The 24,586-nt window shown below is 35.1% G+C and carries 23 protein-coding genes and 1 pseudogene; 20 read left to right on the top strand and 4 right to left on the bottom strand.

Translation table 11 applies throughout. From position 1 onward, the window contains the following. Window positions 1-34: 34 nt before the first annotated feature. Both RBB56_RS07100 and guaA read left to right on the top strand, forming a co-directional pair. On the top strand, window positions 35-1,369 hold the full coding sequence (locus tag RBB56_RS07100; RefSeq protein ID WP_306721682.1) for an MATE family efflux transporter: 1,335 nt from the start codon (window positions 35-37) through the stop codon (window positions 1,367-1,369). 360 nt (window positions 1,370-1,729) lie between these two features. Continuing rightward, a complete protein-coding gene (guaA, locus tag RBB56_RS07095) occupies window positions 1,730-3,271 on the top strand; it encodes a glutamine-hydrolyzing GMP synthase (RefSeq protein WP_306721681.1) in 1,542 nt (513 codons plus the stop codon). Window positions 3,272-3,350: 79 nt separating this feature from the next. On the opposite strand, the gene RBB56_RS07090 is transcribed toward guaA, so the two are convergent. From RBB56_RS07090 to RBB56_RS07080, 3 genes are all read right to left on the bottom strand, one after another. Beyond that, window positions 3,351-4,232 carry a toll/interleukin-1 receptor domain-containing protein gene (locus RBB56_RS07090; protein WP_306721680.1) on the bottom strand — a complete coding sequence of 294 codons (882 nt, stop codon included), beginning with the start codon at window positions 4,230-4,232 and terminating at the stop codon, window positions 3,351-3,353. Window positions 4,233-4,298: 66 nt separating this feature from the next. Beyond that, window positions 4,299-5,732, bottom strand: a complete 1,434-nt coding sequence (locus tag RBB56_RS07085; RefSeq protein WP_306721679.1) for a hypothetical protein — start codon at window positions 5,730-5,732, stop codon at window positions 4,299-4,301. Between the two features lies 1 nt (window position 5,733). Continuing rightward, window positions 5,734-6,285 (bottom strand): helix-turn-helix domain-containing protein, encoded by a 552-nt coding sequence (locus RBB56_RS07080; protein WP_306721678.1) that lies wholly within the window; start codon window positions 6,283-6,285, stop codon window positions 5,734-5,736. Between the two features lie 164 nt (window positions 6,286-6,449). On the opposite strand from RBB56_RS07080, the gene RBB56_RS07075 reads away from it, so the two are divergent. The 3 genes from RBB56_RS07075 (at window position 6,450) to RBB56_RS18490 (ending at window position 7,483) form a co-directional block, all read left to right on the top strand. Continuing rightward, window positions 6,450-6,617 carry a hypothetical protein gene (locus RBB56_RS07075; protein WP_306721677.1) on the top strand — a complete coding sequence of 56 codons (168 nt, stop codon included), beginning with the start codon at window positions 6,450-6,452 and terminating at the stop codon, window positions 6,615-6,617. A 254-nt stretch (window positions 6,618-6,871) separates the two neighbouring features. Then, window positions 6,872-7,060: a helix-turn-helix domain-containing protein gene (locus tag RBB56_RS07070; RefSeq protein WP_184092689.1), complete on the top strand. Its 189-nt coding sequence runs from the start codon at window positions 6,872-6,874 to the stop codon at window positions 7,058-7,060. Between the two features lie 15 nt (window positions 7,061-7,075). After that, on the top strand, window positions 7,076-7,483 hold the full coding sequence (locus tag RBB56_RS18490; protein ID WP_306721676.1) for an Arm DNA-binding domain-containing protein: 408 nt from the start codon (window positions 7,076-7,078) through the stop codon (window positions 7,481-7,483). Here the strand turns inward: RBB56_RS18490 and RBB56_RS07060 are convergent. Then, window positions 7,373-7,966, bottom strand: a pseudogene (locus tag RBB56_RS07060) (site-specific integrase); the annotation flags it as partial. The gene RBB56_RS18490 and the pseudogene RBB56_RS07060 sit on opposite strands and share 111 nt — an antisense overlap. Between RBB56_RS07060 and RBB56_RS07055 the strand changes: the two are divergent. The 15 genes from RBB56_RS07055 (at window position 7,966) to RBB56_RS06985 (ending at window position 24,353) form a co-directional block, all read left to right on the top strand. Continuing rightward, on the top strand, window positions 7,966-8,856 hold the full coding sequence (locus tag RBB56_RS07055; RefSeq protein ID WP_306721675.1) for a hypothetical protein: 891 nt from the start codon (window positions 7,966-7,968) through the stop codon (window positions 8,854-8,856). The pseudogene RBB56_RS07060 and the gene RBB56_RS07055 overlap by 1 nt on opposite strands. Window positions 8,857-9,149: 293 nt before the next feature. Next, complete coding sequence (locus tag RBB56_RS07050) at window positions 9,150-9,338, top strand: helix-turn-helix domain-containing protein (RefSeq protein WP_306721674.1); 189 nt, start codon at window positions 9,150-9,152, stop codon at window positions 9,336-9,338. Between the two features lie 17 nt (window positions 9,339-9,355). Next, window positions 9,356-9,622: a winged helix-turn-helix domain-containing protein gene (locus RBB56_RS07045; protein ID WP_306721673.1), complete on the top strand. Its 267-nt coding sequence runs from the start codon at window positions 9,356-9,358 to the stop codon at window positions 9,620-9,622. Then, window positions 9,623-10,846 carry a DNA cytosine methyltransferase gene (locus RBB56_RS07040; RefSeq protein ID WP_306721672.1) on the top strand — a complete coding sequence of 408 codons (1,224 nt, stop codon included), beginning with the start codon at window positions 9,623-9,625 and terminating at the stop codon, window positions 10,844-10,846. Beyond that, on the top strand, window positions 10,846-11,886 hold the full coding sequence (locus RBB56_RS07035; protein WP_306721671.1) for a DNA cytosine methyltransferase: 1,041 nt from the start codon (window positions 10,846-10,848) through the stop codon (window positions 11,884-11,886). Before RBB56_RS07040 ends, RBB56_RS07035 begins: the two co-directional genes overlap by 1 nt. Further along, window positions 11,879-13,591, top strand: a complete 1,713-nt coding sequence (locus tag RBB56_RS07030) for an AAA family ATPase (protein ID WP_306721670.1) — start codon at window positions 11,879-11,881, stop codon at window positions 13,589-13,591. The genes RBB56_RS07035 and RBB56_RS07030 overlap by 8 nt, the downstream gene beginning before the upstream one ends. Window positions 13,592-13,602: 11 nt before the next feature. Next, window positions 13,603-15,573 (top strand): LlaJI family restriction endonuclease, encoded by a 1,971-nt coding sequence (locus RBB56_RS07025; RefSeq protein ID WP_306721669.1) that lies wholly within the window; start codon window positions 13,603-13,605, stop codon window positions 15,571-15,573. Window positions 15,574-15,595: 22 nt separating this feature from the next. Continuing rightward, window positions 15,596-16,282 carry a hypothetical protein gene (locus tag RBB56_RS07020; protein WP_306721668.1) on the top strand — a complete coding sequence of 229 codons (687 nt, stop codon included), beginning with the start codon at window positions 15,596-15,598 and terminating at the stop codon, window positions 16,280-16,282. Beyond that, entirely contained in the window at window positions 16,279-18,615 is a 2,337-nt protein-coding gene (locus RBB56_RS07015; RefSeq protein ID WP_306721667.1) for a DEAD/DEAH box helicase, read from the top strand. Before RBB56_RS07020 ends, RBB56_RS07015 begins: the two co-directional genes overlap by 4 nt. Before the next feature lie 16 nt (window positions 18,616-18,631). Next, a complete protein-coding gene (locus RBB56_RS07010) occupies window positions 18,632-20,152 on the top strand; it encodes an ATP-binding protein (protein ID WP_306721666.1) in 1,521 nt (506 codons plus the stop codon). Between the two features lie 34 nt (window positions 20,153-20,186). After that, entirely contained in the window at window positions 20,187-20,321 is a 135-nt protein-coding gene (locus tag RBB56_RS07005) for a hypothetical protein (protein ID WP_306721665.1), read from the top strand. Between the two features lie 8 nt (window positions 20,322-20,329). Next, window positions 20,330-21,265, top strand: coding sequence for a HEPN domain-containing protein (locus RBB56_RS07000; protein WP_306721664.1), 936 nt, complete (start codon window positions 20,330-20,332; stop codon window positions 21,263-21,265). 123 nt (window positions 21,266-21,388) lie between these two features. After that, window positions 21,389-22,294, top strand: coding sequence for a magnesium transporter CorA family protein (locus RBB56_RS06995; RefSeq protein ID WP_306721663.1), 906 nt, complete (start codon window positions 21,389-21,391; stop codon window positions 22,292-22,294). A gap of 86 nt (window positions 22,295-22,380) precedes the next feature. Further along, the gene (locus RBB56_RS06990; RefSeq protein ID WP_306721662.1) at window positions 22,381-23,337 is read left to right on the top strand and encodes a D-2-hydroxyacid dehydrogenase; all 957 of its coding nucleotides are present in this window, start codon (window positions 22,381-22,383) and stop codon (window positions 23,335-23,337) included. A gap of 239 nt (window positions 23,338-23,576) precedes the next feature. Next, window positions 23,577-24,353 (top strand): SDR family NAD(P)-dependent oxidoreductase, encoded by a 777-nt coding sequence (locus RBB56_RS06985; protein ID WP_306721661.1) that lies wholly within the window; start codon window positions 23,577-23,579, stop codon window positions 24,351-24,353. Window positions 24,354-24,586: the final 233 nt, after the last annotated feature.

Raw genomic sequence — 24,586 nt, 5'->3', positions numbered from 1 at the left:
ATTGATGGTAAACATATAAAGGACAAAAGATAAAATGTTGTATTCAGATAAAGACTTAAAAAAATTAATTCTGCCTCTCGTGTTAGAGCAGCTTCTGGCAATTCTCGTAGGCATGATAGATATGGTTATGGTGTCAGGGGTAGGAGAGGCGGCAGTGTCCGGTGTGTCGTTGGTTGACAATATCAATATTCTTGTCATCAACATATCGGCGGCTATGGCTACCGGAGGTGCTGTAGTGGCCGGTCACTTTCTCGGACAGAAGAATCCTGAAAATGCAGGGAAGGCGGCGTGGCAGCTTATCTTATGTTCTTCCGTCGTTGCTGCGGTAATCTCGTTTTTCTTAGTGATATGGCATAAGCCGGTTCTGCATCTTGTCTTCGGACAAGTAGATGCGGATGTTATGAGAAATGCCATCACTTATCTGACGATAACGGCGGTAGCCATTATTCCCATTACGATCTATAATTCTTGCGCAGCCTTATTCCGGGCTATGAATCAAACAAAGATAACGATGTGGATTTCCATAATGATGAATGTGGTGAATGTAATTATAAACGCTATTTTAATCTATGGAATGAAGATGGGAGTTGCCGGTGCTGCAATTGCTACGGCCATAGCCAGGACTTTGGCTGCAGTTATCATCTTATATATGATGTTCGATCCTAATAAAGTGATTAATATCAAGGGCAAAATCATATGGAAGATAGATACTCAATTGATTAAAAGGATACTTTATATAGGAATTCCCAATGGTTTGGAAAACAGCCTGTTCCAGCTTGGTAAGATATTGCTTCTCAGTCTTATTTCCACCTTCGGAACCTTCGCCATAGCGGCAAATGCGGTATGTAACATACTGGCCGGTTTCAATGTCCTTCCCGGGATGGCAATCAATTTGGCTCTTTTATCAGTAGCAGCAGTCTGCGTGGGAGCGGGCGATTATGACCAGGCCAGATACTATACAAGAAAGATGCTGAAGCTTGCCATTGTCTGTACGGCAGTAATCTCTTCGGTACTCATTCTATTCACTCCATGGATTCTGAAAATCTACAATCTCAGTCCGGAAACGGAGATACTTGCCACGAAAGTAATTCGCTATCATGCCGTAATGGCTGTATTCTTATGGATGCCATCCTTTACGATCCCTAATACTCTGCGGGCAGCGGGAGATGTAGTCTGGACTATGGTAATCGCCATAGGTTCCATGTGGACCTTCCGCATTATCACATCGTACCTCTTAAGCGCCTATACTGATTTGGGCCTTATGAGTGTGTGGATTGCTATGACATTGGATTGGGTTTTCCGTGCAATTTGTTACGGTTATCGATACCGAGGGCATAAATGGGAACATTATGTAATAAGTGAAAAGTAGTTAAGATGGAGATATAAGGTAGGAATTGCTAAGATGTGATAAGAACCCGGGATGAAAGTCAAGTCCTGGGATAAGAATAAAGGCTTAGAATGAAAGTCGGATCTTAAGATGAAGATGAGAGCTTGAGGTAAAAATAAGAAGGCTTTGACAAGACTTTACTCTTTCTTATATAATGAAGTGCGAACGTTTAACAATTAGTAAGAAAAAGGTAACTTTAATGGATTTTCACAAAGCAATCTTTGTTTTTGTAATTGTGAAGGTACTGAACGGTTATAGGAAAAGAAAGAACTTGCCAAGATTCTGCCAGAAGACTGTCTTTTGGTCTACACTTGGGATAAAGCGGAAGGGATAACAGCTAAAATGGAAAGAGAAATGATTATTGTACTGGATTTCGGCGGACAGTACAATCAGTTGATTGCCAGAAGAGTAAGAGAATGCAATGTATATTGTGAAGTTCATCCCCATAACATAGGGCTGGATAAGATTAAAGAAATCAATCCGAAAGGAATTATTTTAACAGGAGGACCAAACAGCGTATATGCGGCGGATTCACCGGTTTGTGAAAAAGAAATATTCGAACTGGGTATTCCTGTACTCGGAATTTGTTATGGTTCTCAACTTATGTCACATCTGCTCGGTGGTACGGTAACAACAGCACCGGTCAGTGAATATGGAAAAACAGAAGTAGATACAGATACGAGCAGAGCACTATTTAAAGGAGTTTCTCCCAAGACAATCTGCTGGATGAGCCATACAGACTATGTTGAAAAAGCGCCGGAAGGCTTCACAGTAACAGCACATACCCCTGTATGCCCGGTAGCAGGCATGGAGAATGTGGAAAAGGGATTATATGCGGTACAGTTCCATCCGGAAGTAATGCATACACAGGAAGGCATGACAATGCTTAAGAACTTTGTATCCGATATCTGCGGCTGCAAAGGCGATTGGCAGATGGGACCCTTCGTAGAAGAAAATATCAGAGCGATCAGAGAGAAGGTAGGAGATGGCAAGGTACTGTGCGCCCTTTCCGGTGGAGTAGATTCTTCCGTAGCAGCGGTTCTTCTATCGAAGGCAATCGGTAAACAGCTCACCTGTGTATTCGTAGATCATGGACTCCTTCGTAAAAACGAAGGCGATGAAGTAGAAGCAGTATTCGGTCCGAACGGTCATTATGACTTGAACTTCATCCGTGTCAATGCCCAGGAACGCTTCTATAACAAGCTGGCAGGAGTTACAGAGCCTGAAGCGAAGAGAAAGATTATCGGCGAAGAATTTATCCGTGTATTCGAGGAAGAAGCGAAGAAAATCGGCGCAGTCGATTACCTCGTACAGGGTACCATTTATCCCGATGTTATCGAAAGCGGCCTCGGCAAAAGTGCTGTAATCAAATCTCATCACAACGTAGGCGGGCTTCCCGACTATGTTGATTTTAAAGAAATTATTGAACCGCTCCGTCTCCTTTTCAAGGATGAAGTGAGAAGAGCGGGCTTAGAGCTTGGTATTCCTAACCATCTCGTATATAGACAACCCTTCCCCGGCCCCGGCCTCGGTATCCGTATTATCGGTGAAGTTACTGCAGAAAAGGTAGCCATCGTTCAGGAGGCGGATGCAATCTATAGGGAAGAAATCGCAAAAGCCGGTATCGACCAAGAACTCGGCCAATACTTTGCCGCTCTTACCAATATGCGCTCCGTAGGCGTTATGGGCGATGAGCGCACCTATGACTACGCAGTGGCACTCAGAGCAGTAAATACCTCCGACTTCATGACAGCCGAAGCCGCACAGATTCCATGGGAAGTGCTTGGACATGTCACAAGAAGGATTGTGAATGAAGTTAAGGGTGTGAATAGAGTTATGTATGACTGTACCGGGAAACCGCCGGCGACGATAGAATTCGAATAGAGAACAAAGTCCCAAGAATGGCGTATTTACGCAGTTCTTGGGGCTTTTCTTTTGGGCGTGATACCTTTTTGATACCTGTTTAATTGCAAAGATTAAAATGAATTATAATTCTTACACGTTCTATAGGATCTAAATCATCATCACTATATTTTTTACCAAATGTTTCTGCTTCATATTGTCGCAGTAAAATTTTGGTATCAACACATTTAAAATAGTATTTTGAGAAATCGCTGCCTTCATTTCCTTTCTCAATTTTCTGAACATTTGAAATTAGAATTCTTTTTATAGAATCAGTTTCATCCTTAAGATAGAATACGAAAGTTAATCCATTATCAGCCACCAAATATTTATGTTTTAAGTAGGTATATCTTTTTTCTAAAAATGGATATTCTGGAAATTCGGAAATGACAATATAGTCACAGAATTTTAAATCATCAACTAGATTCTCGTAATTAGAATCCGTTAAAGTATCAACAATATTTTTTTCGATAAATTTATCTGTAAAATCAAATATATCATTTGCTTTAGGATTGTTTGAGTCTGTAATCCAGTTAATAAAGTCAGAAATGTTATCTTTTACCAATGTGAATTTTTCTAAATCAGATGATAAATATTCTGTTTTATTATCAAGCCAAAAGTGTAAAAAGTTTGATTTCATATTAGGAGAGTAGATATTGGCAGCATCACTTGTAATGAAAAGGCTAGTTGCTGATTTGCAATTTTTCATTGAGATAATACCCTCATATACACAATTTAGTGATTTGAGGTAATCAGAACTAATTATTAATACTATATTTGTATTTTCTGGAATATGATCCATAAATTCTTTTATACTGGACCAGTTACCGATATCTCTAATATCACGTTTTACTTGAAAATGAGTACCAATAAGAATAGATTCTAACTCATCAACAATAACTTTACTATTCCAATTATAAGATATAAAAACTTCTGGGTTCATTTTTATCCTTTCAGCTTTAAGAATTATGACAATTTTATATAATTAAGAATTTGACTAAAATAGCAACTAGTCCAGATTGATAACTCCATCGCAAAGATCTTTAAAGCTTTTATCTTTATATACTTTATTGAGGATTTTTTTGTCTGCAAAATTCAGCATAAAATCAATGATTTCATTTAAACGATCACCAACCAATGGAGATTTTAAAAGTAAAAGTACTTCATGAGCATTTTTGGCACGGATGCCATTTCCACTATATATTGAATCCATATGGTTTTTAAATAATTCCAACAGTATTTTAACTTGTTCTTTTGAAAGAATTTTGAAGAAGGAATTATAAATAGGTAAAGCTCCTTGTGATACTCCATTACAGTAATTTACTTCTCTACCAATACGACAATCTAAAAAAGTATTAATTAATTTTTCAGAACGTTCTATAGGAATATCAATTGAGGTTTTAATATATTTCATAATTTCTTTTGCAATTGGAGGTTCATTATAATAATTATCCCACCCGCTGTGTGCTGAGGATAGATTATCGCATAAACTACTTAATTGTAAACTTCTTTCTGTAAGTGACAAGTATGATAAACCATCACATTTTTCAAAAAAAGTATAAGTTAAGTCTTCTTTTATTTTATCAAGATTATTTCTGTAAAATTCTTTTTTTTCTCCTAAATCATATTTAGTTTCAGTTTTACTAAAGGTCCACAATACTTTTGAAAGGGCAAGGATATTGTTTCGAATTTCATTGCTTGTATCATTTGAAATATAAAGACCAAAAAGAGAAGTTAATAAATTTGAAGCCATCCCAGAAGAAAGATCTGAAATTGCACTACCAAATGATTGAAGGGTTAATTGGTCTAAAGGAGTAGTTTGTTTTTTAATATTTTCTATGATTGTTCTTATTTGAATAGCAGATGCGGATGGTTTATCATTAATTACTTCTGTTACGCATGTTTGTAACCAACCTACTAATTCATAGGAATTTATATCATATGTATTAGGGTGAGAAGCACCAATTTGATTTCTCATATCTAGTATATGACATAGCTTTCTGTAAACGATATCAGAAATCCATTCAAGTTTTTTACATGTTTCAAGCATGGTTTTATCTTTTATACCTGATAAATCTTCCTCAGATTTATACTGATCACGTATCTTTGCTCCGACTGCATTTTCAAAAAAAGTGTCTAAACCATAGTAAACAATTTTTTGACGTAGGTTTAGAACTACTTCATTCCATACATAGTTAAGAGCTGCATCAAAAAGACCGATAGCTGCGCCAGCAACAAATCTTGAAAGATAGGTGGCATTTCTCTTTTGTTCAGGTGGTATTTTTGAAATGAGATTGGGCAGCATGGTCATAATATTTTCTCTTTCATCAATAGGAGCGATTACATTTTCAGAGGGTAACCCCATTGAGATAAGTAAATTCTCAAATTGAGTCATTTGGGTTGCTAATTGATTATTAGTTTCTATAATTTCATTATTTGGCATTTTATCTCCATCCTTTCTTTGCTTCAAATTTCCCACAATCATCACATGTATCTGGCCAGTTCAGTTTCCATTCCAAATACGCATTTTCTGTAATCTCTTTCTTTGCAAGCTCCTGCTTTCGAATCATCCATTCCCTCATGAATTCATCAACCAACCCATAATTAAACCACATACCGACTGGCGGTTCATCTGGCCAGTAATCGTCATTGTCATCATATTGGGCTACCGCCTTTGTGGTGGCTTTTTCTTTTTTATTACTACGGATAAGAGAAAAAAGATTGATTGCACCACGGTTATCTTCATCTAGCCAGAAGAAAGTTTGCATAATATCTTCTGCGCTTCCTGGAATTTCACTGACAAAGTTCAGGGGATTGATATCCATAGCCTTTGCCATATCTATAAGCATGTCTTTTTGAGGGACTCTGTAATCGCATTCGTATTGTGCAATACGATTTGCAGCTCCCTTTTCTTCTAAACCAACAGCAACTCCAAGTTCCTGCTGGGTCATTTTTCTGAGTTTTCGTACAAATTTTATTTTTTTACCAATGGTCATAGTCTGCCTCCTTTACTGGAAATTAAATAAAAATGAAACCTTATAGGACTTATTATATCTGATAAATGAGATACAGTAAATAAAAATATTCGCCTAGAGGCGAAAAAAATATTGACATTCTCTATAAAGCGAATTATAATAAGTATCACAATAGAATATTCGCTATGAAGCGAATGCTAATACGACTGAATGAGCGGTACCATATGTTAACAGACATTCGCCAAGATCTTCTGATAAGGAAGAGAGCGATGATGACACTCCCAGAACTGGCGGGAATATCTCAAACAAGAGCAGGCCCGGGGCGCATAGCCGAGGTTGATTTACGCGAGTAGCGATGAGAATACTATGCTTGCATAAGTATTCGAGGAGCACCGCGATAGTGTTAGAAAGAATTTCTAACACCGAGACATCAACAACAAATGAATACACAGAACGCCAACGATTTTCCAAACAGGAAAACCGTAGCTATAACATGAGTTATAGCACCTGATCTTGCTGCAATAGTCCAAACAATAGTTGAGTGGCTGGGGTGGTTCCCCAGGTCCCTAGTTAGATTTTGAAATTTTTATACAAAGGAGGTGGACGGATGGAAGGAGCAATTTATATTACAGCAGCTGAGATGGCAGAAATGCTTGGCATTTCAAAACCATATGCGTATAAGCTCATCAAACAGATGAATGAAGAGCTTGACGCAAAAGGTTTTATTACCATTCCTGGCAAAGTAGCAATTAAGTATTTTGAAGAGAAGTTTTACGGAGTAACAGTAACAGCGTAACGAAAGGAGAAATGGATGGCAGCATATAAAGATGAGGAGCGAGGCACATGGTATGTCTCGTTCCATTATTATGACTGGACTGGCAAGAATAAGCGCAAATTGAAGCGTGGGTTCAAGACCAGAAGAGAAGCATTAGAGTGGGAACAGCATTTTCGTATGAAAGAAGAAGCTAATTTGGAAATGACTTTTGATGACTTTGTAGAAGCCTATACAAGAGATATGAAACCCAAATTAAAGGAAAATACTTGGAATACGAAAGAAGCGGTTATTAACAGTAAGATACTCCCTTATTTTAAGGACAAGAAAATGAAGGATATCAATACAGTGTGCAACGTGACTGTGACGCAAATCATGAATACGAATTCGTTTTACTCCAGCTTTCTTAGCTCCACGATCCATCTCATGATGGAGGTAGCTTTTTGAAAATGTGAATAATCTCGTATGTTCTTCACACCCATATAACATTCCAAAATAATCCTCCATTTCTTTGCACAGAAACTCTGGCATTTCGATTACTCGATTATTCTTTTCTGTTTTGGGAGAAGTAATATAATCCTTGCCTTGTAAATGCTGATAAGATTTATTAATGGTGAGTTTCCGATTTTCTAGATTAAAATCTCCACGCTCCAAAGCTAACAATTCACCTTCACGAATCCCAGTCCAGTACAAGACTTCAAAAGCATAAAACGAAATTGGTTTTTCTTTCATAACTTCTGAAAATTTCAAATACTCTTCTTTTGTCCAGAAAAGCATTTCTTTTCCTTTTGCTTTTCCCATTTTCCCTGCCTGCTTTGACGGATTAACAGTAAGACCATAGAATCTGCATCCGTGGTTAAAAATTGCACTGAGCTGATTTTGCACTGTACGAAGATAAGTCTGCGAATATGGCTTATCATTCTCGTCTCTTGAAGGAACGAAAGGGGAAGATTAAAGAGCAGATCAAGATTGCAGAAAGATGTTGTGCAAAAGAAATATCACGAGTGGCAGAAGCATTGGATAGAATGTTTCCAGTTGATGAAATGGAAGAGATTACTGATATCTATGATGTAGAAGTTCCAGAAAATCCGTTTAAGGAAGTTGTTGTAGCGGTGGATGAAGTAGCTATATCAGACGAAGCAAAACGGATAGTAGTACCGCAATTGGAAGCGATGAATGAATTTGTGAGGGAAGATGAACCAATAATAGTTCCTGAACCATCAATCGAACTAGTAACTGATTCGGTAATAGAATCATCAGATATGGTTGAAAGAGAAACAACTAGTTCGGGTATTGATGAAACCCTAGTGGATATGCGACAGAGCAATGCCGTAGAACGTATTGAACTTCCTAAGGCTCTAGCTGAATATCAAAGATTGTCTTTGCAAGAAAAAGCAGAAAGATTTCCATTTGAAATACTACCTGATGATAAGGCATTTAATTATTTCATGGATTATTTGACGGAGATTGGAAGCAGAATGGGATTTAGTGAAGCTTACGATGAATTTGCTGAAATATCAGGATGTTGGGATAAGATACAGGAACAGAAACTTATTGAGCGAGAAGTTGAGAAATCCATGAATCTATGTGACATAATGGGCATGACACCAGTATTGTTCCAGCAGGCAAGTGCAGATATAAGAGCAAGGGCCTTTCATCTGGAGGAACTGGATTACAAAGTCGGTGTTAAGGTTTATCGTGGGGTTCTTGAGAAATTAGGAATAGAGAAAGATTTGATGAATATTTATGATGAATTTGATGAGGTCTATACGGAAAGTATGACGGATAAGAAAAAAGATGAAAAGGATTGGAGGCGATAAGAGAGGGCTGGCTGATGCAGGTTTGTGTTGGCTGGCTATTTCTTTATCATAAAGGCATATTGTATTAAGTAACGTATGCAAGAGTAAATTCCAGATTTGATATTCTTAAGGGGTAAAAAGGTGGAATTTAATTTTTTACTTTTCGGACGGGTTTTAGATTTATTATTTTAAAACATACCGATAAATCATATTAAACCATATTTAAATAATTAAAAAGTTGTTATTAATCATAGTTTGAGATATAATAATCCATGGAGTTATTATGCAAAAGTCCAGAATATGGAGGATTAAAAATGTCTGAAATCAATGAAAAATGGTCTAGCCTAGAAGAGACAGCAGAGTATCTGGGTGTAACAAAAGATACAATTAGAAGCTGGATAAAAAAATCGGCTATTCCTGCTCACAAAGTTGGCAGATTATGGAAATTTAAATTTTCTGAAATTGATGAGTGGGTTAAGAGTGGGAAAAGTGCATTACAGTAAAAATTGGAGGAATTATAATGCGTAAAGGAGTTATTGGACCAACAAAAACCGAATTGTGTGAAGCAACATTAAAGGTTTTAGCAGATGAAAATAAAGAATATACAACCAAAGATATAAACGATCAAGTTGCGATATTATTACAGTTAACAGAAGAATATTTAAAAACTGAGGATGAGAGTGGAATCGGAACTGCATATGATTATCGGATGAGATGGGTTAGAACAGAATTAAAAAAACAAGGTAAGATCTATAATCCTAAAAGAGGAATATGGAAAAAAGCATAGATGGAGAACTATATGAATTCAATTTACAAATTAAAAAGTGAATATTTGAGAAACATTACAAAAACACAATTAGATGAATTTTTGTGTGATTTTGAAATTGACGGAAAAGGAAATATATTGATTCCGTATGAACATAAAGGGTATACCTGTAACGATAAACGGCATTTATTTGAAGATTCTGGAACTCATGCAATCAGTTTCTTTTCAGGATGTGGAGGATTGGACATAGGAACGCAGTTGGCCGGTGTAAAAGTATTATCAAGTCTTGATTTTTATGAAGACAGCGTCAATACATTAAGAAAAAATCTATTTTTTAATCATATTCTGCATACACATGAAGATATTACGAATGTAAAGGGTTCAGACTATTTAAATATCATAAATAAAAGCAATCCAGAAAAGTTAGTGCTTGTAGGTGGACCACCATGTCAACCATTTTCAAAAGCTGGTTATTGGGTGAAAAATGAGAATAGAAAAGCGAATGATGATCCTAGAAATATGATTGGATCATATTTTAGATTGATATCTGAAATAATGCCAGATGGCTTTGTTCTTGAAAATGTTGAAAGTATCTTACATCCTTCAAACACAGAAGCTGTAGACATGATTGTAAACAATACTCAGCAATTAGGATACAATTATACTATGCTAAAAATTAATGCTGCTGATTACGGCATACCACAAAAGAGAAAGCGTGTGTTTTTTATTGCCTCTAAGAAAAGGATTAATGCGGTTATACATGCAACACATGGTGATCTCAAAGCAATAGCTAATGATTCAAGTTTATTGCCATATGAGAGAGTGATAGATTGGATAGGAAAATTTGATGAACCTTGTTATTACAAACAAGATCAAGTAGAAACAAGTGGAAAATGGGAACACGAGCTTACTTGTGTACCACCAGGTAAAAATTATATAGCACTATCAGAAAAAGCTGGTTATCCAGATCCTATATTTGAGGCAGGAAAAAGATATTGGAGTTCACTGTTAAAACTTCATCCATTAAATCCTTCATGGACAATTATTGCTAGTCCAGGACATTGGGAAGGACCATTTCATTGGAACAATAGAAGATTGTCAACCAGAGAATGTGCAGCAATTCAAACATTTCCAGATGATTATGTTTTTTCTGGTAGTGAACGATCAGTGAGAAAACAGATAGGAAATGCAGTGCCACCATTATTGGCAAAGAAAATTATAGAAGAATTATGTAGGTGGATATAATGAATAAACCAAAAGTTGTAAGCTTATTTTCGGGAGCTGGTGGGTTAGATATTGGATTTAAAAAAGCAGGATTTTACACAGTTTTTGCATCTGATGTTTGGCAAATTGCGTGTGACACATTAAAAAAAAATAGAATTGCAGAGGAAGTTGTATGTGATGATGTTAGAAATATAAATTTTGCAAAAATAAAAGATACGCACGGTGAGATAGATTGTATAATTGGTGGACCTCCATGTCCACCATATAGTCAAACGCGTCATTACTTAGTGGGAAAAGCAAATGGCTTGGATGATGAAAAGGCTGGATTTGCAGTGCCAGAATATTTTAGAGCAATAGATGAAATAAGACCTAAAGTGTTCTTATTTGAAAATGTGGATGGTTTTGCATTTAAAACACATACGGAAGCATTTGACTTCCTTAAAGAGAAAAGCCAAAAATTGGGATATAAGATAACATATAGAGTTGTTAATTGTGCTAACTATGGAATTCCGCAGACCAGAAAACGATTTATTTGTGTAGGAGTAAGAGAAGATCTAAAGGGTGAATTTAATTTTCCAAATGAAACCCATTCAGAAAACGCAAAGGTTGAAGGTACGTTGTCTTGGGTAACATGTGGGGATGTTATAGGTGAGTTTGATAGTATTACAGAAGATGAAAAATTACAGAGACCGGGATCAAAAGATTATGATCTACTTGTTAATATACCACCAGGAGATAATTATTTATATTATACAGAAAAAAGAGGCTGCAAAAATCCTAAGTTTAAATGGAAATCCAGATATTGGACCTTTTTACTGAAACTTAGTCCCAATAGACCTTCATGGACTTTACAAGCAAGTTTTTCAAATAATCAGGGACCATTTCATTGGAAAAACCGATTCTTGAGAATAGAAGAAGTAAAAAGAATTCAAACATTTCCAGATGAGTATGAATTAGTCGGAGATTTTAAAGAGCAATGGAGACAGATTGGAAATGCAGTTCCATCTAAAATGGCTGAAATAATTGCCAGCGAAATAAGGGAGGAGTACTTTAATGAGTGATGAACAAAAAAATGTTGATGATGGAAAAAGATGGCAAATTGATTATGATTATAATTTAGTATGGGATCAGACAATTAAGTCCCAAGTTAATCTAGAAAGCTTAAAAAGATTATTTGCATATGCAGAGAAATGTTATGAGATATTACCAGGTAGTTATGATAATTCAGAAGGACCATATTACAGAATTAATATGAAATCTAAAGACGATTGGAATAGTGATCCGCAGATGGATAGAGAATTGGAGAAAGATTTCCATGAAAATATTAATGAGTATAATATTGCCTTTTTGACGGTTCAGAAAGATACTCGAGAGAACGGAAAAAAGGGTGATGATAAGGTTGTAACCAGCAATTTAAAAGACCATACTAACTCAGTGAAGTTACGTTGCCAAGGAAATTTGTATTATGAAAAATTGGTGAATAAGACTATTCTAGCAAGATACTCGTTTGTTGAAGGAGAAAGTGTTGATAAATCATTATATATTGCTTTCCCAGAAGAGGTAATTGGAGATGGACAAAAGAGTTATAGAGTTTCATGTAGAAATCTACACAGAGCAAGAAAATATGGAATATTTTCGGATCCAGATTCTGAATTAAAAGAAGTAATATTTACGGCAGAAAATATTGGGATTTATTTTGCCAACAGAGAAATGCTTCATGGCATTAAACGGATTCAAAGTGTTGCGTTAATTGAAGAAACTGAAGAAAGTGAAGAAGAAAACATATTTAGGAAGTATGCATACAATCGAATTGTTTTTGGTGCACCTGGGACAGGTAAAAGTCATAGGTTAGAGAAAAACAGTGAATTATTTAAAGAAAATTATGAAAGAGTAACTTTTCATCCAAACTATTCTTATGCTCAATTTGTTGGTACATATAAACCTGTGCAGGGGGTAGGAGAAACAGAAATACGATATGAATATGTGCCAGGACCATTTATGAGAATCTACACAAAGGCTTTGAATAATCCTAACGAAAATTATTTGTTGCTTATTGAGGAGATCAATAGAGCAAATATTGCAGCAGTTTTTGGTGACATATTTCAGTTGCTTGATCGTAAAAAAGGAATTAGTGAATATAGAATTGGTACAAGCAAAGATATACGTAATCATTTATTAAAAACATTATATGATAAGAAGTTAATAACTGAATGTGATAAATCACAGATGGAACAATGTACTCATATGTGTATTCCAAGAAATATGTTCATCTGGGCTACTATGAATAGTGCTGATCAAGGAGTATTTCCTATGGATACTGCATTTAAAAGAAGATGGGAATTTGAATATATTGGAATAGATGAGGAAGAAGACGAAGTCACAGAATATGTTATACCTATTGGAATAGGGGAAAACAGAAAATATGTATATTGGAATGAATTACGTAAAAGAATTAATTCTATTCTATCTCAAGAAGAAAATAGAATAAATGAGGACAAACTACTTGGACCATTTTTTATCTCAAAATCAGTATTAGAAAATGCTCTTAGAGATGAAGAGGCAAAAGATAATTTTGTTAAATCGTTTGAAAGTAAAGTGATTATGTACTTATTTGAAGATGTCATGAAAATGCGTCCTGAGAAAATATTCCCAGGGTGTAAAGAAAGAAAGTTATTTTCTAAAATTTGCGAAGCTTTTGAAACTGATGGTGAAAAAATATTTGGAATTTCTGATCTCCAGTATGTTGAAAAAACGTTACAAGAATAGAGGTGAAGAGCATGGCGAAAGGTTTCCTTCGTGAAAGAAAACATTACACATTGCAAAGGATTTCAGAAATTCTTAAAGAAAACGGTGAAGAGACCAAACGCCTTGTTGGAATACTTAAGAAATATGGAGTTGTAAAAGCAATTAAAAGAAGTAAACCAGAATTTGAAGATATATCAAACGAAGATATTGTGTTGACGGATGTGGTAGACAATACTGGAGATATTGAATATGTATTTGATTACGTAGGCGTGGTTCTTCTTGAAGGACGAGTTTTTAAATGTTATCCGAAATACATACGGTCAAGTGATGCACCATTGGAAGAACTTAAGCAGGTTCTTAAGGTGATTAAAAAATACAATTCAAATGAACAGCTAATTTATCTATACAATGGAGAAGATGACAGTAAAATTTTTAATAAGCTGGCAGTATCACTGCATTTGTTAGAGGAATATTTTTTATATGGTCTTTATACAAATCAACATGAAATCATTGAAACAAACGGTGATGGGGAAATTTTGTGGGATAAGACAATTAATGAGACATATGCGTTGATTCAAAATAACAGACCATATTATGTTGAGTTGCAAACACAGAACATTGTTGATAATGATTTAGATTTTTTTAAACGCTTGCATGAATGTATTTTGTCGGTATGTTCAAAAGAACTAAAAGAAACGGGACTATTGGAATTGTTTGAAATCGCACATGTTGAATTGACGGATACCACATTAATCGATTTTGGTGATACTGATTATATTTTATATAGATTGCAAAATGAAATTCAAACCCAGTATATGACAAGAAAACAGAATCTTCTTAAAACGTTATATACGTATGTTGCAAATGATAAATCAAATAAAGAAAACATAAGTTATAGTTTATATGGAACAAATTCTTTTAATCTGATTTGGGAAAAAGTATGTTCAAATAATTTCGGAAGTGTTTTAGATGAAAAAATAGAAAGTCTTCCACTGGGACCAGCTCCTGAGTACGAATCTATAAAAAACGAAACATTAAGAAGCATAATTGATAAACCAGTTTGGTATAGAAATAATCCTCCAGCAGGACCTGCTAAGGAAGAAACCTTGCGCCCTGATCTAATTTGCATATATCCAGTAGATATTGAAAAGAAGCAATATTGTTTTGGCATATATGATGCAAAGTACTATTGCATTGATTTTGAATTAAAGAAAAATGAATGGAAAGCAGTAGGGCAGCCTGGGGTTGGAGATGTTACCAAGCAATATTTATATCAATTGGCATTTGGCGAATTCATTGCAAAACAAGGCTATAAATATGTTCAGAATATGTTTTTCTGTCCACAGGAAAAATCAGAATCAGAATACGGATATGTAGAAATGAAAATGCTACATACCATTACCGACAAGAATCTAGAAAATATTGCTGTGGTTAAGCTGTGTGCATCAGAAATGTATAATATATATCTGTCAAATAAAGAAATTGAGGAGAACAAGATTACACAGTATATACCAAATATAGTGCAAGAATCAACATTTAATCAGAATTTTGCAAATCGTATGTTGGCTTATCTGCAAAGAATTACAAAGCCAAGCAAGATAGCAGAAGAAAAACTGGAAATGGAATCAGAAAAGGGAAAATTAATATATCCTCGACAGATAAAAAGAGAATTGGGAGCAAAAATAATTTACGATACAATTTGCCCTATTGCATGCAGTGCATTTTATGGTTTTAATCCGTATGAAAAAGAAAGTGGCAGTATGGTGGCAGAGGATATCGGAAATTCTAATGAGAAGTGTAATCAGATCGCTGATGTAGCAATTGAGATTGAGAAGATTATTAAAGACTTATCTGAACAAGAACTTACAGATGAAAAAGTAGTGAGTGTAGTTTTGAGAAAGTGTTTTGGTGGTAAGGAAGAAATTAGCTCAATGGCTGAAGAAAATAATTTGAATAGTCTTACAGATAAGATAATGGAGTTGGTGAGAGACGTGTATTTGTAGAGTGGTGCGGAGGGGTGCGATTATGAAAATTCTTGAGTGTAAAAGAATAGATACACAAAATTACGATAATATTACATATATACGAATTGAACCAGAAGATATTTCTGTTACACTTAGGGACATAATTTCATCTCTCTCGGATATGTCGTGGATTTCAAGATTTGATAAAACGTATGTAAGAAATTGTTTTTTCAAACGAGCGGACGAGTCAGCAAAATACTTGGCAGATAAAATTCAAAAGAATATTGATGATGTAATTACAAAAGATTCAGGGGAGTATGTGGTATCTGAACTAGCAAGAAAGGCACTAGTCAGTCAAATGAAATATTTAGACGTACCATTGGCGGAACTTTTTAAGGAACAAGTATCTGGTAATCCTGGATTCGATTTTTATTCTGCTAATAACGATAATATTATTATCTTCGGAGAAGCAAAATACAATTCAAGAAATAATGCATATGGAGTTGGAATGGAACAGGTTGATAGATTTATTAGAGAAGGTCAGGATTTGTCAGACTTGAATGATATTGATAAATTCTTTGAGGATGAATCTTTGGATTATGCAAATAATGGTGACAAAGCATATGCGATAGCATTTGCATCTAAAGGAACTTCATCTGAAACGATTATTAAAGGTATTGTTTCAAATAGCCATTATACTAATATTGCAGAAAATAAAGAAGTTTTGTATTTGGCGGTGAACATATGAATAATATAATAAAGAAAATTATTGAAGGTGAAGAAATCGAACAGATCATGGAACATGTTGTGTCTGACATATATAAAAATGGACCAGATAGTATTACTAATATGGAAGTATTATGTTACCTATCAATATACCAATCTAATCAATTTATCAAGTGGCAAAATCGTATATTAAAATATATGGGGTTGTATTACAAAAACACTAATACTGAATGTTTGCCGGAAGTTATATTTGGTATGTATTCAAAACATATAAAAGAAACATATAATCATACATATACACCTGTTCAGGCAAATATAGTAGACGGTATAGCGGATAATAATTGTTTTAGTTTTTCAGCTCCCACAAGCACAGGAAAATCCTATGTATTTAGAAACATAATATATAGTTCAAATCATGATGTTGTAATAGTTGTTCCATCAAGAGCATTAATAAATGAATATTATTATTCGTTATGTAAATTTATTGAGGATAAGAGCGTAAATATACTTACTTTTATTGATAAGATTAATGTTAAAAAGGCAAAACGAAATGTGTTTATTGTTACACCAGAGAGATGCAAAGAACTATTTAAGAAAAAGGATGAATTTGTTGTCGATATTTTTTTATTTGATGAGGCGCAGTTAAGTAATGAAAAATCGTCTAGAGGATTATTTTTTGATAGTATTATAAGAAGAGCACAAAAAGCCTATCCAGATTCTAAATTTGTTTTTGCACATCCATTTGTTGAAAATCCTGATGCACAGATTGTTAAAAATCATTTCAATACAAATAATTCAAGTGCAAAATGCTATAAATTCAGAAACGTTGGTCAGATGTTTTATGCATTAGATGGAGGAAAGTATTATCATTTTGGTATTAACAAGGATATTATGGGAAACCAAAAACATCTGTGTTGCTATGATCCATTAGAAGAAGCAATAAAAAAGCAAGGAAGTATCTTGGTATATACAACAAAGGCAAGTATATATAATAAAAAGGTATTTTCTCAATTTAGTAGATATATTAAGATGTGTCCTGAGATTATTGACAAAGATGCAAAAAAATATATAAAGCATATAAAGAAGTATATAGGAGCAAACGATGATAGTGCGGCAGAAAGATATTCGCAGATGATTCATATGATGAAACATGGAATAGTAATTCATCATGGATCGTTGCCATTACAAGCCAGGCTGTTATTAGAGCAGTTTACACAAGCAGGTTATTGCAGGATTTGTTTTGCTACATCTACATTAGAACAAGGAATAAATATGCCATTTGATATTGTGTTTCTAAATACTTTTGAGGCTAGTAAACCATTATCATTAAAGAATTTAATAGGACGAGCTGGTCGTTCATCGTTAGATAAAAAATTTGATTATGGAAGTATTGTTGTTAAAAAGAATAACATGTCTCAATTAAGGGATATTATTAATGAAGGTGAAGTACTTGAAACGGTATCAATGTTGGAAGAGGATTTAGAATTGGAACAAGATTTACAAGAGTATAAAGAAGCTATATTAGATGGAACACTTTCTGATGAGTATAATATTACCGAAAAACAGTTAGACAAATTAAGATCTTTTAATGCTGATAATACAATTAAAAATATATTAGATGATATGTATAGAAATGGTACATTAGTCAGTTTAAACACCATCAATGAGGATAAACAGTGCCAGTTAGAGCTTTATGAACAGTTTATAGGGTTATATGAGCATTATTTGGGACGAGATTTGTGTGCTGGTGAAAAAAATGTTCTTAATACAGCAATAAAAATTTTGCTATGGCAGATTCATTGCAAATCTTTTAAAGATATTTGTTTCTATAGATATTCGTACGCAAGTAAAAAGCAGGAGAGAGATCAATTGCAAAAAGTCATTGATGATGGTACAGAATTTGAAAAATATTTGGCAAAATTAAAACTGGAGCATTTGGATGCAGCTTTTGTAACAGGGTATGCCGATATTCCAGATAAACAACTTCCGGTTTTTAGCATGTTTGGAAATAAAGAAACACGGGCTATTGCAGTAGATTACGACAGAATTGTATTTGATACGTACGACTATTTAGATAAAATTATCGGATTTAAATTAAGTGATATTTATATTGCTACATTTTCTGAATACTATAAAAGAACAAATGACAATAGAGCTGAAAAAATGGTGCAATTGATTAAATATGGTACGGAAAATGAAAAAGAAATATGGATGTTGCGATATGGTTTTACATTTGAAGATATCGAATGGCTGGAACCTTACATAGTCAGGATAAATCAAGAGGAAGTGATATTTAATAGAGAGATAAATAAACTACCAATTGAAAAAATGAATGTAATTAATAGATTTATGTAGGAAGGAGTGTTGCCTGTTGAATATAGATGAAGTATTACATTTCGAAGAGGAACAGATTTTTGATCGTAAAAGTATAAGTATTGAACCCAAAGCATTGGCTATACACATTGTGGCATTTGCAAATGCGGATGGTGGTACGATTGCGATCGGGATATCGGATAAGACTCGTAGAGTCGAAGGAGTGGATTTTGAAACATCAAAGTTAAATGAGCTTTTGCGCGTTCCATTTGATTTTTGTGTTCCAACAGTTAAGGTGGAGATTGAAACAATTCCATGTATTGATTCAAAAGGACGAGAGAATCATGTTACTTTAATGCATATTGAGCCAAGTGTAGAAGTTCATGCAAATCAAGCAGATGAAGTTTTCATGCGAGTGGGAGATAAATCAAAGAAATTAACTTTTGAAGAGCGTACACAACTAATGTATGACAAGGGAGAAAGATTTTTCGAAGACAAGCCTGTTCCAGAAGCAGATATCGAAGATATCGATATGGAATTTGTTAAAGCATATATTCAAAAAATTGGATATTCGAAAAGTCCCATAGAATATCTTAAAGAAAATAAAGGATTTGTAAAAGAGAAGAAGGGGAATATCCAAGTCAGTTCAGCTGCAATTTTATTATTTGGCAAGAATCCACAATTATATTTTCCAAGAGCTAGAGTACGGTTTATTCGATATGAAGGAATTGAGGAAAAGTTTGGTACTGAAATGAATGTCATTAAGGACGTTATTTTTGAAGGAAATATTCTGAAAATGATTAATGATTCCATAGCATTTTTAGATACTCAGATTAAAGAGAAAACATATCTAGGGAAAGATGGAAAGTTTGTTACCGAAGAAGAATATCCTAAATTTGTACGACAAGAAATTGTAGTTAATGCAGTTACGCATAGGGACTATAGTATTCGCGGAACAGATATACAACTTAAGCTTTTTGATAACCGTATGGTTGTTGAGAGTCCGGGTAGATTACCAGGACTTGTAAGGGCAGAAAACATAAGACACACACATTTTTCAAGAAATCCAAAGATTGCAGAATTTTTAAAAATCTATAGTTTTGTAAAAGAGTATGGTGAAGGTGTGGATCGTATGTGTAAGGAACTGGAAGCAGCAGGTCTTCAAGCACCAGAATATTACAGTAATGCTTTTATGTTACAGGTAGTTATTCGTAATTCAAATATTAAGAAACCGGAGATTGGTGATAAAAAGTCGGAGATTAGAATCGAAAAACCGGAGATTGATAGTAAAGAGTCGGATATTCAAAATGAAAAGCTGGATTTTGACAAGATAAAATCGGAGATTCAAAAATACAAATACAACGAACCAACAATTGATAATATTTTGAGAATATATAATGAAATAGAGACTAATCAGGTGTTTGGAGCATCGGACGTAAGAAAAATTTTAAATTGTTCCGATTCAACAGCGTCTGAAATAATGTCTAAATTAAGAGAATTGGAAGTTGTGGTAGCAGTTAAAGGCAAAGGTAAGGGAAAGAGCCGATTTATTAATAAGGATGAGTCACAGAAGAAATAAGTATTTATCAATTCTTATTGAGAGAACAAACCCCATGGGAAAAAAGGATAAAATGATAACTAGCCGTTACTATATCACCAGTATATTGGATGAAAATGTAATTGAAGTTTTAGGTGAAACAGTAGATGGTTATATTGAATCATGGGAAAGAAAAATAGATAGAGTGTAGGTGATTAAGTGGAGAGTGAATTTACATGTAAACGGTTAGTGGCTATTTATCAAGAAAAGGATCTGTTTTTGAGCGGACCGCATAATTTATCATTTAATATTGAAAAAGAAACCACAATTACTGTCAAGATTGAGCAGTGTGGAATACGTACTATTACAATAGCTACGGAGAACGAAATAACACAACTAGAAATGTATACGGTTCTTACACGAATTGAAAGACTCCTTATGCTATTTGAAGGGTGTTTTATTAAATTATCAGAATTGAAATTCTCTGATTCAGTAACTTATACTGAAATTCAGCTCGAAAATTATGCACAGCACATGATGAATAATAGACTTTCTTATTTTGAATCATCGGATTTTTCAAAAGCGAAAGTGAACTGTTTAATAGGGTATGAATCTGTAATTACATCGGATTTATATGTAAGGTGGGAAGTATTATTAGATGAGCTCGATGTTGTAAATCAGATGTATCTGTATTCACTAAGTGATAGTCGTATGCCGATTGATTTGAAGTGTGCATTTTTGATTGAACTGTCAGAACCACTGATTGAGATTGTAAAAGTACGTAAAAATTATTTCACATCATTAGAACCTGGGAAGAGGGGAACATCACTTAAAAATTGCATGGATTCATTAATTACCAAATATGGAGTAGATATTTTTAGAATAGAGATAGAGAGAAACTATGAGATGATTTTGTCAATGATGGTAAATAGTAGAAATCGGATAATGCATATAAAGCGCAAGCAAACGCAGAAATTCTTTAGTGGAAAAGAATCGGTTTTATATATCAATAAAATGAGCTTGTTATATAGACATATATTGTTTCAGATGTTGGATATTGATGAAGAGATATATCACGACAATTTAATTAATTGCATTATTCGTTGGAATAAATGGAATGACATTTTAGAGAAACTGATGTACAAAACTTCTTAGGATATAATCGCAATCCAAGGTTTTATACATGGATTATGAAAGAAAAGCTTTACATGTATTTAGAGTTTATGATTATATAAAAAAGAATCTATAATTGATTTGGATAAAGAAGAGGCAACAGACATGATTATTTCCCTGAACAAACAAGCAGAAAATAACTTCCAACCCAATACAATAAAAGGTTCGGCAACGATTCTCGCCAATTCTACTCAAAGTGCTCTCGCCCTTTCTGCAGTAGGACTTGAAGTGGCCTCTATTTTTCCAGGTGAGGAAAGCAAGGACATCCGATTCGAATCCCGGAATGAATATGATTATGCTGCGATTCATTTGCCGGATTTTAACAATCTTTCTTCGGTCCCTACTTTTATAGAAGTATATATTACCCGTGAATTTCTGGTGATATTGAGCGATAGCAGCACTTTGGAAAAGTTGGAAACAGAGTTTGCTTCATGCGATGGTGATGGGAATTCACCGGCACAGATGCTTTCTATTTTATTTAGTTATATTTTGAAGCAAGATGCAGATTTGTTAGAGGAAATTGATAATCGTATTGAAGCATTGGAAGAGCAATCTACATTGAGAAAACCGGAGGATCATTCGGTAACGATTATTGCGCTTCGTAAGCAGCTTCTGGCTCTAAAGAGATATTTTGAAGCGTTGTATGATTTGTTGGAAGAATTGGAGGATAATAAAAACAATCTTTTCTCCAAAGCTCAGTTACAAATTTTCCGTGTGCATAAAAATAAGGCCAATCGTCTGCTAAATACAGTTTTAAATTTACGGGATTATCTTACTCAGGTACGAGAGGCTTTTCAAAATCAATTGGATATTAGTTTAAATGAAACGATGCGTTTCTTTACTGTTATAACATCGATTTTCCTTCCTCTGACGTTGATTGTTGGATGGTATGGCATGAATCTTCGCATGCCTGAATTAGCCTTCGGGATAACTTATCCGATTGTAATTATTGTAAGCATCGTGTTTGTTATTCTCAGCCTTCTTTATTGTAAGAAAAAAGGATGGTTTTGACTTCTGTAGTGAGTTTTGTAAATATTTAATTTGAGATTTGTGCCATGCACAAAGCCTCTGGATTTTGAAAGGATAAAGGTTATAATATGAAAAAGGTTTTAGTGGTTCTTCCGGTGAACGAGCATCACAAGGAGAAGTTAGAACAGGCCGGAGCGGGCTGTGAATTTCAGTATCTTCCTTGGGAGGAGGTAACTGCTGAAGAAGTGAAAGCAGCAGATTATATTATCGGCAATGTCCCGGCTGGTTATATTGAACAGTCGTCCCGATTGGAAGTTTTGCAGTTGGGTTCAGCCGGTGTGGACCCATATATAATTTCGGGCGTCCTTGCCCCGGAGACGATTCTGTTAAGTGCCAGAGGGGCATATGGGAAAACGGTAGGTGAGCATATGTTTGCCATGGCTCTGATGATGCAGAAAAAGTTACATCTTTACAGAGATGACAGATCAACAGGTGGATGGAATGATTATGGAACAGTTACATCGATTTCAGATGCAACGGTTCTGGTTATTGGCCTGGGTGATATAGGGCTGCACTTTGCCGGTATGGCTAAGGCTTTAGGTGCTCATGTAATCGGAGTTAAAAGACGGATGAGCGATTGTCCTGAGCAGGTAGATGAGCTTTATCTTATGGAAGATTTAGAAAAGATTTTGCCGAAGGCTGATATTATACTATCGGTGCTGCCCAGTACATCGAGCACACAGAATATATACAGCAATGCTTTCTTTAAAAGCATGAAGAAATCCGGTATTTTTTTGAATGCAGGACGGGGCACGGCCGTTGATCAGGATGCATTGCTTCTGGCATTAAAAAATAAGGAAATATTAGCTGCAGGAGTGGATGTGACTGAGCCTGAACCGCTGCCCGGCGATCATCCCTTATGGCGGGAACAGAATATGTTCATTACTCCTCATGTTTCGGGACAGTATCATTTGCCGGAAACATTGGATAAAATTGTAGAAATTGCAGCTTCGAACCTAAAAGCTTATCTTTCGGGAAAGGCTTTGAAGAATACTGTGGATTTTAATACCGGTTATTGTGACTGATATTTTTCCGAGCTATACACAATCATCAATTCATTGAATGCTTAGAGCGGATAGATTCATAGAGGGATTTCATAGATTTGTGGATAATTTTGAAATAAAAGAATAAAAGAAATATATTAAAACAAAGGATGTGAGAGTAAAAACTTTCATGTCCTTTTTGCCAAAAGCCAGTAGATATTTCATAGGATGAGAGGTAAAATAGATGTAGACTCAAATAAGCAAAGAAAGGATGTGGAAGGATGGATAATTTTTTTGATTTAACGGGAAAAGTAGCGGTAGTAACCGGTGCTAGTTCAGGGCTCGGTGCGGATGCGGCGCTTGCTTATGCAAAGGCCGGAGCTGATGTGGCATTACTTGCAAGGCGTGTGGAGAAGTTAGATGAAGTAAAGGCTGAAATTGAGAAAATAGGCAAAAGAGCAATGGCAGTAGCTTGCGATGTTACAGACGAGGAAAGCGTAAAAGCAGCAATCGGTAAGGTTTTGGAGTTTTTCGGACATATTGATATTTTGCTGAATAATGCCGGAATAGCGGTAAGAGGCGGTGTGGACAGCATGACCGTGGAAGAATGGGACAAATCCTTTGATACCAATGTGAAAGGCATTTTTTTAGCGAGTAAATATGTTGTCCCCCGTATGAAGGAGAGGGGATATGGGAAAATTGTCAATATTGCATCGATCAATGCGCTGATAGCGGATAAAATGGATGTATTCATCAGACATTCCTACAACTCATCCAAGGCAGCGGTAGTAGGTTTGACAAGAGGCATGGCGGCTTCCTATGCGAGATATGGTATTACAGTGAATGCCATTGGACCTGCACTTTTTGAGAGTGAAATGACGAGCGGGACCTTATTCAAATCCGAAGAATTCTTGAATGCTTATAATTATACCAATCCTGCAGGGCGTCCGGGTAATCGCGGAGAATTGAATGGAACAGTTCTTTATCTTTCCAGTGATGCTTCCAGCTATGTACAGGGACAGTTTATTATTGTGGACGGTGGAAGTGCCTTAGTATAAGAATAAATAAACGCAGCCAGTTTCTCAGGACGTGAGTAACTGACTGCGTTTTTATGTATTATCATTTGGGTGTCAAAAGCCTTCTTATAAATATATTTCATCCATTTGCACAGTTTATGCTAATAAAAAGTGATACCTCATATAATTTGCTAGCAACACGCTCTCGCTTGGATGAATCACGTAGTGGTACAAAGGTCATAAAAATATATGACCTGACCAAAAATACGTGGTCT

This window comes from Kineothrix sp. MB12-C1 (assembly GCF_030863805.1).
In the GTDB taxonomy this organism is placed as follows: domain Bacteria; phylum Bacillota; class Clostridia; order Lachnospirales; family Lachnospiraceae; genus Kineothrix.
Note: the sequence above shows the minus strand (reverse complement) of the source record. Positions and strands in the feature narration are given on the sequence as shown.

What these genes read in the sequence shown, in the direction of transcription:
- RBB56_RS07020 (WP_306721668.1), top strand. Translation starts at nt 15,596, where the DNA reads ATGAAAATTCTTGAGTGTAAAAGAATAGATACACAAAATTACGATAAT.
- RBB56_RS07045 (WP_306721673.1), top strand. Translation starts at nt 9,356, where the DNA reads ATGCGTAAAGGAGTTATTGGACCAACAAAAACCGAATTGTGTGAAGCA.
- RBB56_RS06985 (WP_306721661.1), top strand. Translation starts at nt 23,577, where the DNA reads ATGGATAATTTTTTTGATTTAACGGGAAAAGTAGCGGTAGTAACCGGT.
- RBB56_RS07090 (WP_306721680.1), bottom strand. Translation starts at nt 4,232, where the DNA reads ATGAACCCAGAAGTTTTTATATCTTATAATTGGAATAGTAAAGTTATT.
- RBB56_RS06995 (WP_306721663.1), top strand. Translation starts at nt 21,389, where the DNA reads ATGATTATTTCCCTGAACAAACAAGCAGAAAATAACTTCCAACCCAAT.
- RBB56_RS07085 (WP_306721679.1), bottom strand. Translation starts at nt 5,732, where the DNA reads ATGCCAAATAATGAAATTATAGAAACTAATAATCAATTAGCAACCCAA.
- RBB56_RS07025 (WP_306721669.1), top strand. Translation starts at nt 13,603, where the DNA reads ATGGCGAAAGGTTTCCTTCGTGAAAGAAAACATTACACATTGCAAAGG.
- RBB56_RS07005 (WP_306721665.1), top strand. Translation starts at nt 20,187, where the DNA reads ATGGGAAAAAAGGATAAAATGATAACTAGCCGTTACTATATCACCAGT.
- RBB56_RS06990 (WP_306721662.1), top strand. Translation starts at nt 22,381, where the DNA reads ATGAAAAAGGTTTTAGTGGTTCTTCCGGTGAACGAGCATCACAAGGAG.
- RBB56_RS07075 (WP_306721677.1), top strand. Translation starts at nt 6,450, where the DNA reads ATGAAGCGAATGCTAATACGACTGAATGAGCGGTACCATATGTTAACA.
- RBB56_RS07070 (WP_184092689.1), top strand. Translation starts at nt 6,872, where the DNA reads ATGGAAGGAGCAATTTATATTACAGCAGCTGAGATGGCAGAAATGCTT.
- RBB56_RS07100 (WP_306721682.1), top strand. Translation starts at nt 35, where the DNA reads ATGTTGTATTCAGATAAAGACTTAAAAAAATTAATTCTGCCTCTCGTG.
- RBB56_RS07015 (WP_306721667.1), top strand. Translation starts at nt 16,279, where the DNA reads ATGAATAATATAATAAAGAAAATTATTGAAGGTGAAGAAATCGAACAG.
- guaA (WP_306721681.1), top strand. Translation starts at nt 1,730, where the DNA reads ATGGAAAGAGAAATGATTATTGTACTGGATTTCGGCGGACAGTACAAT.
- RBB56_RS07035 (WP_306721671.1), top strand. Translation starts at nt 10,846, where the DNA reads ATGAATAAACCAAAAGTTGTAAGCTTATTTTCGGGAGCTGGTGGGTTA.
- RBB56_RS07030 (WP_306721670.1), top strand. Translation starts at nt 11,879, where the DNA reads ATGAGTGATGAACAAAAAAATGTTGATGATGGAAAAAGATGGCAAATT.
- RBB56_RS07040 (WP_306721672.1), top strand. Translation starts at nt 9,623, where the DNA reads ATGGAGAACTATATGAATTCAATTTACAAATTAAAAAGTGAATATTTG.
- RBB56_RS07080 (WP_306721678.1), bottom strand. Translation starts at nt 6,285, where the DNA reads ATGACCATTGGTAAAAAAATAAAATTTGTACGAAAACTCAGAAAAATG.
- RBB56_RS07050 (WP_306721674.1), top strand. Translation starts at nt 9,150, where the DNA reads ATGTCTGAAATCAATGAAAAATGGTCTAGCCTAGAAGAGACAGCAGAG.
- RBB56_RS18490 (WP_306721676.1), top strand. Translation starts at nt 7,076, where the DNA reads ATGGCAGCATATAAAGATGAGGAGCGAGGCACATGGTATGTCTCGTTC.